12 protein-coding genes are annotated in these 14,758 nt (G+C 62.7%); 6 read left to right on the top strand and 6 right to left on the bottom strand.

Annotation, left to right across the window (positions count from 1 at the left end):
• Positions 1-121 precede the first annotated feature (121 nt).
• On the top strand, positions 122-1,036 hold the full coding sequence (locus AC07VV_RS23670; protein WP_085732924.1) for a LysR family transcriptional regulator: 915 nt from the start codon (positions 122-124) through the stop codon (positions 1,034-1,036).
• Between the two features lie 3 nt (positions 1,037-1,039).
• Here AC07VV_RS23670 and hrpB read toward each other — a convergent pair whose 3' ends face one another.
• The gene (gene hrpB, locus AC07VV_RS23665) at positions 1,040-3,559 is read right to left on the bottom strand and encodes an ATP-dependent helicase HrpB (RefSeq protein ID WP_495037621.1); all 2,520 of its coding nucleotides are present in this window, start codon (positions 3,557-3,559) and stop codon (positions 1,040-1,042) included.
• A 108-nt stretch (positions 3,560-3,667) separates the two neighbouring features.
• On the opposite strand from hrpB, the gene pmcY reads away from it, so the two are divergent.
• Positions 3,668-4,087 carry a periplasmic Zn2+ metallochaperone PmcY gene (gene pmcY, locus AC07VV_RS23660; RefSeq protein WP_169432047.1) on the top strand — a complete coding sequence of 140 codons (420 nt, stop codon included), beginning with the start codon at positions 3,668-3,670 and terminating at the stop codon, positions 4,085-4,087.
• A gap of 15 nt (positions 4,088-4,102) precedes the next feature.
• The gene (locus tag AC07VV_RS23655; protein ID WP_495037620.1) at positions 4,103-4,999 is read left to right on the top strand and encodes a cation diffusion facilitator family transporter; all 897 of its coding nucleotides are present in this window, start codon (positions 4,103-4,105) and stop codon (positions 4,997-4,999) included.
• Here AC07VV_RS23655 and AC07VV_RS23650 read toward each other — a convergent pair.
• On the bottom strand, positions 4,993-6,045 hold the full coding sequence (locus AC07VV_RS23650) for a DUF6515 family protein (protein WP_495037619.1): 1,053 nt from the start codon (positions 6,043-6,045) through the stop codon (positions 4,993-4,995). The two genes, AC07VV_RS23655 and AC07VV_RS23650, sit on opposite strands and share 7 nt — an antisense overlap.
• Before the next feature lie 455 nt (positions 6,046-6,500).
• Between AC07VV_RS23650 and AC07VV_RS23645 the strand changes: the two genes are divergently transcribed.
• Both AC07VV_RS23645 and AC07VV_RS23640 read left to right on the top strand, forming a co-directional pair.
• A complete protein-coding gene (locus AC07VV_RS23645; RefSeq protein ID WP_007909658.1) occupies positions 6,501-6,980 on the top strand; it encodes an Lrp/AsnC family transcriptional regulator in 480 nt (159 codons plus the stop codon).
• Between the two features lie 106 nt (positions 6,981-7,086).
• Complete coding sequence (locus AC07VV_RS23640) at positions 7,087-7,296, top strand: DUF2788 domain-containing protein (protein ID WP_003228500.1); 210 nt, start codon at positions 7,087-7,089, stop codon at positions 7,294-7,296.
• On the opposite strand, the gene AC07VV_RS23635 is transcribed toward AC07VV_RS23640, so the two are convergent.
• The 4 genes from AC07VV_RS23635 to AC07VV_RS23620 form a co-directional block, all read right to left on the bottom strand.
• A complete protein-coding gene (locus AC07VV_RS23635; protein WP_244142413.1) occupies positions 7,291-7,926 on the bottom strand; it encodes a pseudouridine synthase in 636 nt (211 codons plus the stop codon). The genes AC07VV_RS23640 and AC07VV_RS23635 overlap by 6 nt on opposite strands.
• 72 nt (positions 7,927-7,998) lie before the next feature.
• Positions 7,999-9,498, bottom strand: a complete 1,500-nt coding sequence (gene amn / locus AC07VV_RS23630) for an AMP nucleosidase (RefSeq protein WP_495037618.1) — start codon at positions 9,496-9,498, stop codon at positions 7,999-8,001.
• A gap of 59 nt (positions 9,499-9,557) precedes the next feature.
• Positions 9,558-11,207 carry an acyl-CoA dehydrogenase family protein gene (locus tag AC07VV_RS23625; RefSeq protein ID WP_495037617.1) on the bottom strand — a complete coding sequence of 550 codons (1,650 nt, stop codon included), beginning with the start codon at positions 11,205-11,207 and terminating at the stop codon, positions 9,558-9,560.
• Positions 11,208-11,302: 95 nt separating this feature from the next.
• Complete coding sequence (locus AC07VV_RS23620; RefSeq protein ID WP_495037616.1) at positions 11,303-13,651, bottom strand: hybrid sensor histidine kinase/response regulator; 2,349 nt, start codon at positions 13,649-13,651, stop codon at positions 11,303-11,305.
• Between the two features lie 304 nt (positions 13,652-13,955).
• Between AC07VV_RS23620 and AC07VV_RS23615 the strand changes: the two genes are divergently transcribed.
• Complete coding sequence (locus AC07VV_RS23615; RefSeq protein ID WP_007958699.1) at positions 13,956-14,753, top strand: hydroxymethylpyrimidine/phosphomethylpyrimidine kinase; 798 nt, start codon at positions 13,956-13,958, stop codon at positions 14,751-14,753.
• Positions 14,754-14,758: the final 5 nt, after the last annotated feature.

Raw genomic sequence — 14,758 nt, 5'->3', positions numbered from 1 at the left:
CCGATGACCCCTTCGCGCACGTATGGGGCTATTGTTCAGGGACAAAAAAACCGCCAACAGAACGGAGGCCGGCGGCGTACAAATTGCTTGGATGTGGAATCCGTTCGCTTTGAGGTTCACCGTGGCCGCTTACAACCTGCGTCAGTTGAAATACTTCATCACCACCGTCGAATGCGGCAGCGTCGCCGAGGCTTCGCGCAAGCTGTACATCGCGCAACCGGCGATATCCACGGCAATCAAGGGGCTGGAAGACAGCTTCGGCGTGCAACTGTTGATCCGCCATCACGCTCAGGGCGTGTCACTGACGCCGAGCGGCGCGCGGTTCTTCCGCAAGGCTCAGGAACTGCTGCGCATGGCCAAGGAGTTCGAACAGAACGCCCTCGCCGACAACGACGTGGTGGCCGGGCAGATCGATATCGGCTGTTTCGAAACCGTCGCGCCGCTGTACTTGCCGCAACTGATTGCCGGGTTCTCGGCGCTGTATCCGGGGGTGAAGATCCGCATCCGCGACGGCGAACAACAGGAACTGGTGCAAGGCCTGACCTCGGGTACCTTCGACCTGGCGATCCTGTACAAGCACGACCTCGACGCCACCATCGAAACCGAACCGCTGATGCCGGCCCAACGGCCTTACGCCCTGCTCCCGGCAGATCACCGCTTCGCCCAGCTCAAGCAGGTTTCGCTGCGGGACTTGTGCCTGGAACCGATGATCCTGCTCGACGTACAACCGAGCCGCACCTACTTCGTCAGCCTGTTCGAAGAACTCGGGTTGTCGCCGCGCATCGAGTTCAGCTCGCCGTCGATCGAAATGGTGCGCGGCATGGTCGGCCAGGGTTTCGGCTTCTCGATCCTGGTCACCCGCCCGCACTCGGAATGCACCTACGACGGCAAGAAAGTCGTGTGCGTGGACATCGTCGAAGACGTCACCGGCTCAGGCCTGGTGGCCGCGTGGCTCAAGCGCGGACAACTGACCAAACCGGCGCAGTTGTTTGCCGATTATTGCCGGGAGCAGTTGACGGCCAAGGCCAGCCACTGACCCTCACGTACCGCGCGGCTTGGCCCGAGCGGTAGCCTCGGCCACCAGCGGATCATCCGGCCAATAGTGCTTCGGATACCGCCCCTTCAGATCCTTCTTCACTTCCGCATAGGTGCTGCGCCAGAAGTTGGCCAGATCCTGCGTCACCTGCACCGGACGCCGTGCGGGCGACAGCAGGTGCAGCTTGACCACTTGCCGGCCGCCGGCGATGCGCGGTGTGTCGGCGAGGCCGAACAACTCCTGCAAACGCACGGCGAGAATCGGTGGCTGCTCGCTGTAGTCGAGGCGAATCGACGAGCCCGACGGCACGCTCAGGTGATGCGGTGCCTGTTCATCAAGCTGTTGCGGCAGTGGCCATGGCAGCAGATTGCGCACGATGCTCGACAGGTCGAGGTTGGCGAAATGGCTGAGGCGCGAGACTTTGCCCAGGTACGGCATCAGCCAGTCTTCGAGGGTTTTCAACAGCGTGGCGTCGCTGACATCCGGCCATTGGCTGTCGCCCTTGGCGTCCAGATCGAGCTGGCGCAGCAACGCGACTCGCGCCTGCCACTGGCGCAGCTCCGGGGTCCACGGCAGTAGCTCCAGACCTTTGCGCCGCACCAGATTGACCAGCGCCTGGCTGCGGGCGTTTTCGTCGAGGCCGGTCAGTGGTTCGCGGCTGAGGATCAGTTCGCCAACCTTGCGCTGACGCTCGGCGCGCAGCACGCCTTCGCGTTCGTCCCAGTCCAGTTGATCGACGTTGTGCACCTGTTCGGCCAGCACTGAGTCGAACAGCGCTGGATCGAAATCCGCCGCCAGATAAATCCGCTCCTCGCGCTGGCCCTGACGGCTGCCGAGGTCGGCGATGACGATCCATGGTTCTTTCATCAGGCTGTCGGCTTCGGCGAACAGCGCCGCACGGCCGTTGGCCAGTCGATATTCGGCGCCACCAGGACGCCGCTGCTGGGCGACGCGGTCCGGGTAGGCCAGCGCCAGCAAGGCGCCGAGCCAGCGCGGATGATCCGGGTCGGCGACCGGTTCACTCGCCTTACCGCGCAGATAACCACGATATTGCCGCGCCAGTTGCCGGGCGCGCTGCACGCCGCCCTGAGCACCGCGCGCCGCACGTTCTTCGCCGGACAGCAGCACCAGACGACTGTGCAGATCGGCCCCCGCACCACGCAAAATGTCCCGCTCACCAAGCAACGCGGCGACATCACAAGCCATGCTCGCCAGACCCAACGCCTGACCGCGCAACAGCAAATGAGCGATTCGCGGATGGGCCGGCAATTCAGCCATGGCCTGACCGTGATGGTTGAGAGCTTCGCCGTCCAGCGCACCGAGGCGCTGCAACAGATCCTGAGCCTGTGCATAAGCGGCGGCCGGCGGCACGTCCAGCCAGATCAGATCACTCGGCGCGACGCCCCAGCGTCCGAGTTGCAAGGCAAGACCGGCAAGATCCGCCGAAAGGATTTCCGCACTGCCATAGGCCGCCAGTTGCTCATGCTGATCCTGCGACCACAGGCGATAACACACGCCCGGTTCCAGACGCCCGGCCCGGCCCGCACGCTGGGTGGCGCTGGCCTTGGAGATGCGTTGAGTGTCGAGGCGAGTCATGCCGCTGCCCGGATCGAAACGCGGCACCCGCGCCAGCCCGGCGTCGATCACCACGCGCACGCCGTTGATGGTCAGGCTGGTCTCGGCGATGTTGGTGGCCAGCACCACTTTGCGCTGCCCCGCCGGGGCCGGGTCGATGGCGGCGCGCTGGGCATTCAGGTCGAGTTCACCGTGCAACGGGCAGAGCAAGACGTCGCTGCGATCACCGATGGCGTCCGCCAGTTGCTGATGAACACGCCGGATTTCCGCCTGCCCCGGCAGGAACACCAACAGGCTGCCGGTTTCATCGTGCAGGGCTTCGAGCACCGTTTGCGTGACGCGTTGATCAATGTATTCGCCGGGCTGGAACGGCCGGCCCCAACGCATCGTCACCGGGAACATCCGGCCCTCGCTGCGCAGGATCGGCGCGTCGTCGAGCAACCCGGCCAGACGTTCGCCTTCGAGGGTGGCGGACATCAGCAGAATCTTCAGCGGTTGTTCAGCTCGAAACAGTTCGCGACCGTTCAGACTGAGGGCCAGCGCCAGATCGGCGTCGAGGCTGCGTTCGTGAAATTCGTCGAAGATCAGCAGGCCCACGCCCTCCAGCGCCGGGTCGTCCTGCAAGCGCCGGGTGAGGATGCCTTCGGTGACGACTTCGATGCGCGTGTTGGGGCCGACCTTGCTGTCGAGGCGGATGCGATAACCGACGGTTTCACCGACCTTCTCGCCCAGCTCGCTGGCCAACCGTTCTGCGGCTGCACGCGCGGCCAGTCGGCGGGGTTCGAGCATGAGAATGGTCTGCCCGTTCAGCCACGCCTCATTGAGCAAGGCCAACGGCACGCGGGTGGTTTTACCGGCGCCGGGCGGTGCTTCGAGCACGGCTTCGTGGCGTGTCGCGAGGGCTTCACGCAGGGCGGGTAAAACTTCATCGATTGGCAAAGAAATCATGCTGGCTCCCAAACAGAGCGGCGAGTATAACGGCGAACTGCTGAGCGTTCGTCAGGGTCTTAACTTCACACGATGACGCTTCGTTAATAGATGACTCAGGAGATTCCCATGCGCTTACCTTTTCGCCTGATCGGCGGTGTACTCGTTGCCACCCTGCTCACTCAGATCACTGCGTGCGGTTCGATTTTCTATCCCGACCGGCGCGGCCAGATCGACGGCAAGATCGACCCGGCGATTGCCGTGCTCGATGCCGTGGGCCTGCTGTTCTACATCATTCCCGGCCTGATCGCGTTTGCCGTGGACTTCACCACCGGCGCGATCTATTTCGAACCGGGCCACACAGCGCAGGTCGATCCGGCCAAGCTCAAGCAAGCCATCGGCCCGGACGGCCAGGTCGATAACCTCAAGTTGCAGGCTATTCTCGAAACTGAACTGGGCCGCAACCTGCCTCTGGATGACCCACGGCTGATCCAGCACAAGGGCAGCACCCAGCAACTGGCGATGTTCGGCCTGCAACCTGCCGCATAAGGAATCAACGCACCCATGACCTCCAGCCCCGAACACGCCCGCCTGCTAAGGCTGGCGACCCGCGCCTCGGTGGCGGTGGCCTGTACGCTGATCATCGCCAAAGCCATCGCCTGGTGGCTGAGCGGTTCGGTGAGCATGCTCGCCGGCCTCACCGACTCGGCCCTCGATGGCGTCACCTCGCTGCTCAATCTGCTGGCGGTGCATTACGCACTGCGGCCGGCGGATGACGATCACCGCTATGGTCACGGCAAGGCCGAGTCGCTGGCGGGCATGGCGCAGGCGCTGTTCATCGGCGGCAGTGCGGTGTTGATCGCGTTTCAGGCTTATGAGCGCTTGAACAATCCCGAACCGCTCGGCGCGCCTTGGCTGAGCATCGGCGTGATCGTGTTTTCCCTGCTGCTGACGGCGGCATTGTTGATGCTGCAGCATCGGGTGATCAAGCAGACCGGTTCCAACGCGGTGCGGGCGGATTCGCTGCATTACCGTTCGGACCTGTTGCTCAACGGCAGCATTCTGATTGCGTTGGTGTTGGCCGGATTGGGTTTCGATCAGCTGGATGCATGGTTTGGTCTGGGAATTGCGGCGTACATTCTGTGGAGCGCGATCCAGATCGCCCGGGAAAGTTTTTCGGTGCTGATGGATGAAGAACTACCGGTGGATGTCAGTCAGCACATGCTCGAACTGGCGTGCGGTGTACCAGGTGTTTTGGGCGCGCATGATCTGCGCACACGAATTTCCGGCAATCACTGGTTCGTGCAGTTGCACCTGGAATTGCCGGGGGATCTGACGCTGTCAGTCGCCCATGGCATCAGCGACCAGGCGGCGGATGCGATTCACGCCGCTTACCCGCGAGCCGAAGTGCTGGTGCACGCCGACCCGCAGGAAGTGGTCAAGGCCGCCAGGGCTCAATAACTGACCTGATAACCGCGACTGCTCAGGCAATTGCCCTGGGCCTGGCGGTAGGCCTGCACCACTTCGGGCGCCGGCTGGTAGGTCGCGGTGCGCGGATCGAAACCGCTTTGCTGCACCGCGTATTGGTAGCACTGGTAACCGTCCTGCTGGACCTGCTCCGGCGACTGACCGTTGGCGGGATACGCTTCGACGTCATAGCCGTTGCTCGCCGGTTGCGGAGGTTGCTGCACCGGCGGCTCGACCACTACGTAATCCTGGGTCGCTTCCTGATAGGCGTAGTACGAGCCTGCCGCCAGGAACAACAGCGAACCGCCGATCCACACTTCACGGGCGTAATCCGGCAGGTACTGGATACGGATGCCGCGTGGTGGCTGAACCACGATGTAGCGCGGACCTTGCGGGCGATACCAATAGCCGCCGGAGTAGAAATAATCCTGGCCGCGATACGGCACGCGGTAGTCACGATCCGGGAAACGGTCGATCACATGGCCCGGCCGGTACTGCGGGCCGGGGCCCCAGCCATTGCCATGTCCGTCCGGACGACCCGGCCAGCGGTTGTCGTTGGGACGATTGCCGGTCTGCCAGTTCTGGTGGTAGCCATTCTGCGGGCGCTCATCGCGGTAATAGCCCTGACGGGGTTCCTGAGTCTGGCGCACGGTGTCGGGGCGTGGCTGGATCGGCAAGCTGTTGGCCGGCAGTTGTGGCGGCGGAGGCGGCTGGCGAACCGGATTGGGATTGTAGGCCGGACGGTTCTGGTCGTGGTTCTGCCACTGGCCGTTGTTGTGCTGCTGGCCGTTGTGCTCGAACTGGCGGCTGTTGTCGCCGCGGATGATTTCGTTGTTCTGCGGCCGCGGTTGATTCTGCTGCGGCTGATTTTGCGGGCGCGGCTGATTGTTGCCGCCGTGGCCCTGATTGTTTTCCTGATGTTCCCGCTCGCGTCCGCCGTTTTCAGGGCCGCGATTCTGCGGCTCATCAGCCAGCGCTTGCGCACAGACACTCACACACAGCACACCAACACTGGCCAGACGCCAGATACGCGACTTCATGAAATTCCTCACTGCGGGCTGAACCCTGTAATTAAGAAGGGCTTGTAGCTAAGACCGGGGATGGGCGCACCGGGTTCTGCTACAGGTTATCAGTCACGCCATTTATTTATTGAGCGAGCGAGGCCAAATCGCGGGCAAGAAAAAAGGGAGACCCGTCGGCCTCCCTTTTAGAGAACTTCGTCCTGGCTCGACGCTTTTGACGTCGGCTCACCTCACGCCGTCTTCTGGACAGTGTGCAGCTCGGGGGCCGGCACAACCCCGGTGGGGGTGGCGGCCGCGGCAGGCCGGATAGGGCGGGCCGCGTGGACTGTGTTACCGAGCAGTGATTCTGGTGATAAGAATAGGCCGGAGGCTGCGACAGATGATTGCGAAGATTGCTCAAATAAACATCACTTGCGCAATTTTTAACCCTGGATAGATAATCCGCCGCAATAGTTAGAACAAAGGACCGATTGATGAGCAAACTCGACCGTTACGACCTCAGCATTTTGGCGGAATTGCAGCGCGACGCCCGCATCTCCAACCAGGAACTGGCCGAGCGCATCGGTCTGTCACCCTCCCCGTGCTCGCGCCGGGTCAAGCAACTGGAGGACGACGGCTACATCTCCCGTCAGGTCGCATTGCTGGATCGCAAGATGCTCGGCCTCAGCCTGACCGCCTACGTGCTGATCGGCATGGACCGGCATACACCGGAGCGTTTCGAGAATTTCGAAGCCGCGATCCGCACCTTGCCGCAGGTGCTGGAGTGCAGTCTGGTGACCGGGGTGGACGCCGACTATCAGCTGAAAGTGGTGGTGCCGGACATGGACCATTATCAGAAGCTGCTGCTGGGACACCTGACCCGGATTGAAGGCGTGACCAGCGTGCGCTCGAGTTTTGTGCTGAATCAGGTGCTCAACAGCACCGAACTGCCGCTGACTCATTTGCGTAGCTGAAATCGACGAATGACTGCGGCACACCGACGCAGGTCAATGCTGCGTCGTTCGCCGCTGGCGTATACTCCCGGCCGCCCTTTCAGCCGCACAGCGCCGGAGATGCCCGATGGATCCAGCAGTATTTGAAGAGTGGATGATGACCGGTCTGGTCAGCATCCTGATCATTTTCATGGGTTTCATCGTCTGGGATCTGGCGAAGAAGTCCAAGGCCGGGCGCTTCGGCTCGTTCATTCTGTTCTTCGTGCTGGGCCTGGGCGTGGCCGCGTTCATCATCAAGAGCGTGGTGATCGGCCTGATCGAATCCGGCGCCTTATAAGCGCGCCGGCACTTCTTTCCACTGGCCCTGATCGAGCCCTTCGATCGTCCAGTCACCGATCCTGACACGCACCAGCCGCAATGTCGGCAGCCCGACCGCCGCTGTCATGCGCCGCACCTGGCGGTTGCGTCCCTCTCGAATCACCAGTTCCAGCCAGGTGGTCGGTACGGTCACGCGAAAGCGTACCGGCGGATTGCGCGGCCACAGTTCAGGCTCCTCCAGTTGCCGCGCTTCAGCGGGCAAGGTCATACCGTCATTCAGTTCGACGCCGTCACGCAGACGCTGCAACTGCTCGGCCGTCGGCACACCTTCGACCTGCACCCAATAGGTTTTCGCCAGCTTGTGCTTGGGGTCGGCGATCCGAGCCTGCAACTGACCGTCGTTGGTCAGCAGCAGCAAACCTTCGCTGTCGCGGTCCAGCCGCCCGGCCGGGTAGATGCCCGGAACGTCGATGTAATCCTTGAGCGTCGCCCGCCCTTCGCCGTCGCTGAATTGCGTCAGCACATCGAACGGTTTGTTGAACAGGATCAGCTTCGGCTCGGCCGGTGGTGCCTTGGCGACACGACGCGGGGCTGAAGAGGATGGCTTCGCGCCGGGGCGGCGGGAAGGTGGACGTGGGGGACGGGACATGGGCAAAACAACATCTGGCGATCTGGGCTGCTAATGCTAGTGCCCAGACCGCCAAATGACCACGACAAACCGTTAGCGGAACGGCGGCTCGTCGAAGCTGCGCAGTTTGCGCGAGTGCAGCGAGTTGAGTTCGGTGCGCAGCAGGTCCACCGCTTCGATACCGATCTTCAAGTGCTGGCTGACCGCACGCTCGTAGAACGCGTTGGCCGAACCCGGCAGCTTGATTTCGCTGTGCAGCGGCTTGTCCGACACACACAACAACGTGCCGTACGGCACCCGCAGGCGATAACCCTGGGCGGCGATGGTGCCGCTTTCCATGTCCACGGCCACGGCGCGGGACAGGTTGATCAGCGGTCGCTCCTGGGCCCAGCGCAATTCCCAGTTACGGTCGTCGTAGGTCAGCACGGTGCCGGTGCGCAGGCGTTTTTTCAGGTCGTCGCCCTTCTCGCCGGTGATATTGGCTGCCGCTTGCTGCAACGCCATCTGCACTTCGGCCAGGGCCGGAATCGGAATGTTCGGCGGCACCACCCGGTCGAGAATCCCGTCGCGACGCATGTAAGCGTGGGCCAATACGTAGTCGCCGATGGTCTGCGACTGACGCAGGCCGCCGCAGTGGCCGATCATCAGCCAGCAATGCGGACGCAGCACCGCCAGGTGGTCGGTGATGTTCTTGGCGTTGGACGGGCCGACGCCGATGTTCACCAGGGTCACGCCGTGGCCATCGCTGGCGATCAGGTGATAGGCCGGCATCTGGTAGCGGTGCCAGACCACGCCGGCCGCAATGGCCGAGGCTTCGCCGTGGTCCATGCCTTTTTCGATGATCACATTACCCGGCAACACCATGCGCACGAAACGCGGGTCGCGGCGCAGTTGTTCCAGGCCATGGAGGATGAACTGATCGACATAGCGGTGGTAGTTGGTCAGCAGGATCCAAGGCTGCACGTGGCGCCAGTCGCTGCCGGTGTAGTGCACCAGACGACGCAGCGAGAAGTCGACGCGAGCCGCATCGAACAGCGCCAGCGGCAGCGGATCAGTGTTTTCCCAGTCGTAGAGACCGTCGGCGATGCCATCGGTGGCGGCGGACAGGTCGGTACTCGGGAACACCCGCGCCAGCACCGCAGCGGTGACGCCGGAGCCGGCCAGTTCATCGCCCTGCTCGACCACGTACGGGTACGGAATGTTCTGTGCGCTGACCCCGACTTCCACGGTCACCGTGAAGTCGTGCATCAGCGGCACCAGCTGTTCCAGCAGGTATTTGCGAAACGCCGCCGGGTGGGTGACGGTCACGCTGTAGGTGCCCGGCAACTGCACCTTGGCGTAAGCGCGGGTGGTTTGCGGGACTTCGCCCTGGCAGTGGTAGGTCAGACGCAGTTCGGGATAACGGAACAGGGCACGTTGCTCGGCGTCGGGCTCGACGCGGTCCTTGAGATAACGCTTGAGCGCCGAGTTCAGCGCCGTGGTGGCCCGCTCATGCAGCTCGGCCAGGCGATCCACGGCTTGTTCGGCGGTTTGAACGACAATAAACGCTTCGGTCACGATCAGCTTCCTGTGTTCTGACTTGCAGAGCTTCATCTTGCCTGCATCGTGGCGTCACGGAAACAGTGGCGTAATGGCTTTGTCGCAATCGCCCTTCAGAAACCTTGCGGCGTCGAGCGGGCGACGATGGACTCGACATCCAGCCCACGGGGCAAGGCACCGTAGACCCGCCCGCCACCGCTCAGACGACTGGCGATAAACGCATCGCTGACCGCCGAATTCCCGGCCTCCAGCAACAGTTTCGCTTGCAGCCCCAAGGCAATGTCTTCGGTCAGTTGCCGCGCACGGTACTGAATGTCGCCGGTGTCCTTGAACGACGCCTGCAATTGCTGGATATGCGCGGCCAGCCGCTTGTCGCCATGACCGTCGCCCAGCTCGTTGAACAGCACATCCAACACGCCCGGCTCTTTCGACAGTGCACGCAACACATCGAGGCATTGCACGTTGCCGGAACCTTCCCATGTCGAGTTCACCGGCGCTTCGCGGTACAGGCGTGGCAGAATGCTGTCTTCGACATACCCGGCGCCGCCCATGCATTCGGCGGCTTCGTTGATCATCCCCGGCGCGCGTTTGCAGATCCAGTACTTGCCCACCGCCGTCACCAGTCGGGCGAACTGCGCTTCGTGGCGATCGTTCAGATGATCCAGCGCCTTGCCCATGCGCAGGCTCAGGGCCAGCGCGGCTTCGCTTTCCAGCGCCAGATCGGCCAGCACGTTCTGCATCAGCGGTTGTTCGCTGAGCAATTTGCCACCGACCTTGCGATGGGCGCAGTGATGACTGGCCTGGGTCAGCGCCTGACGCATCAGCGAACTGGAGCCGACCATGCAATCGAAACGGGTCATGGCCACCATCTCGATGATGGTCGGCACACCGCGCCCCTCCTCGCCAACCATCCACGCCAACGCGCCACGGAACTCCACTTCGCTGGAGGCGTTGGACTGGTTGCCGAGTTTGTTTTTCAGACGCTGGATGTAGAACTGATTGCGTGTGTCGTCCGGGCGATGGCGCGGCAGCAGGAAGCAGGTCAGGCCCTTGTCGGTTTGTGCCAGCGTGAGGAACGCATCGCACATCGGCGCCGAGCAGAACCACTTGTGTCCCACCAGTTCATAAGCCTGGCCCGGGCCGCTGGCGCCGACCGGATAAGCCTTGGTGGTATTGGCGCGCACGTCGGTGCCGCCCTGTTTCTCGGTCATCGCCATGCCGATGGTGACGCCAGCCTTATGGGCCATGCCGATATTGCGCGGGTCGTATTCGGTGGCGAGGATCTTCGGCAGCCATTGCTCGGCAAGATCCGGTTGCAAACGCAGCGCCGGGACACTGGCGAAGGTCATGGTCAACGGGCAACCGCTGCCGGCCTCGGCCTGGCTGTGCAGATAGCTCATGGAGGCGCGGGCAACATGGGCGCCGTCCTGTGGATGAGCCCAGGGCAACGAGGTCAGGCCATGTTCGATGGCGGTGCGCATCAGCTCGTGATACGCCGGATGAAATTCCACCAGATCGATGCGATGACCGTAGCGGTCATGGCTGGCGAACACCGGTTTGTTCTGGTTGGCGAGGAACCCGGCCTCCATCAGTGGCCCGCCGGCCAATGCGCCGTAGGCATCGATCCGCGACTCGGCCCAGCCGGCGCCGAACCGCCGCGACCACTCCTGCAACGGCAGGTCGATGCGGTACAGGTTGGTGCCGTCCAGCGACGGTGGCTGGTTGGTGACTTCGTGGGTTTCGGCGAACTGATGCAGGTTCATGACGGGGCTCCTTGATCGGCCAGAGCTTCAGTTAAGCACCGCCCCCGGACCGATCAAAGTGTCATACCGGCCTAAATACCGGCGCTTTCACCCTATCAACAACTCAACACCCGCCGCTGCATCGCGATCTGCAAGTCTTCGAATTTCACCGGTTTGCTCAGGTAATCAATCGAGCCGGCGGATGCGCAATGCTCTCGATCCGCCCCCAGTGCGATCACGAACACCGGCAGGTTGGCGCAGCCCGGCAAGTCGTGGATCTGGCAGCACAACGATGCGCCATCAAGCGGTGGCAGCTGGCAATCGATCAGCACCGCATCGAACGACTCTCGCTGCAAACAATCGAGCGCCGCCGCACCGTGGTCGGCAGTGCGCACGCGGAAACCGAGCTTGAGCAACATGCCGCGCATCACCAATTGATTGACGCTGTTGTCGTCCACCAGCAACACGGTGCAGTCCTGCGGTGCGCGCACGGCATCGCGAACGAGCGTCGGCGCCGCTTCAACCGCCGGCAACTCAAACTCGACATCCAGCTGAAAGCGACTGCCGCGCCCCGGCTCGGAACGGTGCGTGAGCTTGCCGCCGAGCAGTTCCACCAGTTGTCGGCAGATCGCCAGACCGACGCCCAGGCCGCCATACTCGCGGGTCATCGAACCGTCGAGCTGGAAGAATCGCTGATACATCGTCGCCTCGCCCAGATCGGTGAAGCCGATGCCGGTGTCGATCACCGCAAACGACAGCGCCAGACGATTGTCCGTCGACGGTTTACCGGTGACCCGCAAGGCGAGGCCGCCGACGCGGGTGAACTTGATCGCGTTGTCCAGCAGGCATTCCAGGCATTGCGCGAGTTTGGCGCTGTCGCCCTGCAGGCGATCCGGCAGAGTCGGCAGCACGTCGACCTTGAAGTCCAGCGACTTGCTCGAGGCGTTGCCATCGAACTGCACGCGCAGCGCCTCGACCACGGCCCGCAGACTGAAACTGCCCGGCGTCGCCTTGAGCTTGCCGGCCTGCAGTTCGGTCAGGGTCAGGATGCCGTTGACCATGCGCATCATGTCCCGCGCCGAACCGGCGGCGGTCTGCTGGTATTGCTCCAGTTCCGGGTCCAGTTCGACGGTCTGCATCAACTCGAGTGAACCGATCACACCGTTCATCGGCGTGCGCAGTTCGTGGGTCAGGGTCGCGAGGAATTCGTCTTTGAGCTTGTTGCTGTGGGCCAGTTGCTGGTTGAGCACTTCCAGCTTCTGGCCGGCGTCGAACAGGGTCTGCGCCTGTTGCTCACGCATTGCGTTGATGCGGTCGGCCAGCGCCAGCGACAGCAGCGCCACCTCGATGGCCGAGCCGATCTGGCTGGCGTACATGGTCAGGAACACGTTCGGCAGCAAACCCAGGACCATCATCGTGTTGACGATCCCGCCGAGCAGAAACGCCGACCAGGCGATGATGAAGTAGCGCGCCACTCGCAGGCCACGCCACCAGGCGAGGATCCCGGCGGCGAAGATCACCACGGTAAAGGTCAGCGCCAGCGTCGTCGCCAGACGCAAGGCCAAAGCGTAACTGGTCATCAGCGACAGACCGATCACCAGTGCGCCGAAAGCGATCAAGGCAATCAACAGACGGTCGAGCCAGCGGCTGTGATTCTTGGTCTGCAGGAAACTGCGGGCGAACTGGCTGCCGAACAGCCCCGCGCAACCGATGAAGAATGGCGTCGCAGCGTTGGCCCACCAGGGGTTGTCCGGCCAGAAATACTCGACCGCCGCGCCATTCACCGACAACTGGTACAGGCCGAACGAGCCGATATAGAAGATGTAGTAGAGGTAACTGGTGTCGCGCACGCTGAGGTAGATGAACAGGTTGTAGACCAGCATCCCCAGCAGCACGCCATAAATCAGCCCAAGCACGTACAGGCGCACCGGCTGGTCTTCGAGGTACGCGGTGCTCGACCACAACGTCACCGGCGCCTGGATCGAGCCTTCGCTGGACAGCCGCAAGTAGACGGTCTGTTGCTGGTCCGGCCGGAACGTGAGGTTGAACAGGTAGTTGTTCTGACGGATCTCGCGACTGGCGAACGGCAACGCGTCCCCGGTCTGGCGCACCAGACGATAGTCGCCGGCAGCATCAGGCAGATAAAGGTCGAGGTGATCGAGCGGCGGATAGGCCAGCTCCAGCAGCCAGGTGCGCTGCGCCGCCGGATTGCTCGGGCGGTAATGCAGGTCGATTTTCAGCCAGAACGCCGAACGCGAGTAACCGGCATTGAGCGTGGCTTTATCGTGGGCCTTGAATTGTCCGGCAGCGGCTTGCGCGCGGACGTCGGCAATGCTCGCCTGACCGCTCGGGTCTTCGAACACTTGCAGGGATCGACCCAGCGGGAGGCTCTGGGTGAACTCGTCGAATTCGACGGCGTTTGCCAGGAGGGGCAAACAGAACAGCAACATCAACAAATAGCGCATTGAAGCCCCAGCGTGGCTTGTCCGGTTGTGTCAGGAAGCCCCCCATTCCCTTTGAGATGACGTAAAACCGGTATTACCTGTTATTGGTTTGGATCCACTCTAGCATAGCCGTTGATGGCCATTGAGCACCATGGAAATTTTTCCGACAAAGGCTCTAGAACGGGCGTTTCAGAGCAAAACACCGAGCTAGAGCTGCTGGCTCGGTCAGATTGTGGAAACCCCGGTGGATCCAGTTGCCGAGGTTATCGGCCGAGCGCTGCGCCACAACACCCGAAAAACAGGTTTGGTGGTAAGCTCGCGCACCATGAATATCTACAGCTCACGCCCCGTTGTCCTCTGTCTCTCCGGCCACGACCCCAGTGGTGGCGCCGGCTTGCAGGCAGATATCGAAGCCCTGCTCGCTCAGGGTTGCCATGCGGCTCCGGCCGTCACCGCCCTGACCGTGCAAGACACCGTCAACGTCACTGACTTTCGCGTCCTCGACCGTGAGTGGGTACTGGCCCAGGCCAATGCCGTGCTCAACGATTCCGAAGTCGCGGCAGTGAAACTGGGCATGCTCGGTTCCCTGGAAATGGTCGACACCGTTGTCGAACTGCTTCAGGCGCACCCGCACTTGCCAGTGGTCTGCGACCCGGTGCTGCGCGCCGGCGGCGGCGGACGACTGGGCAAGGACGAAGTCGGCTACGCCATGCGCGAACGCCTGCTGCCGCTGTCGATCATCGCCACCCCCAACCTTCCCGAAGCCCGGATCCTCGCCGAACTGCCAGAAGGCACCGCGGACGAGTGTGCTGAAAAACTGTTGCCGTACATCAAGAACCTGCTGATCACTGGCGGTCACGGCGACGAAACCGAGATCCACAATCGCCTGTACAGCCGCGACGGCCTGCGCGAAACCTTCAAGTGCCAGCGTCTGCCCGGCAGCTACCATGGTTCCGGCTGCACGTTGGCCAGCACCCTCGCCGGCCGACTGGCACTGGGCGAAAACCTGGCCAGCGCCGTGCGCACTGCGCTGGATTACACCTGGCGCACCCTGCGCGATGCCGAACAACTGGGCAAAGGCCAGTTCGTACCGCGTCGTCTGCCGCTGGATTTCTGCTCGTAACGTCG

It is taken from the genome of Pseudomonas sp. GW821-FHT02C04 (assembly GCF_059421845.1).
This window is presented reverse-complemented; position numbering and strand designations above follow the sequence as displayed.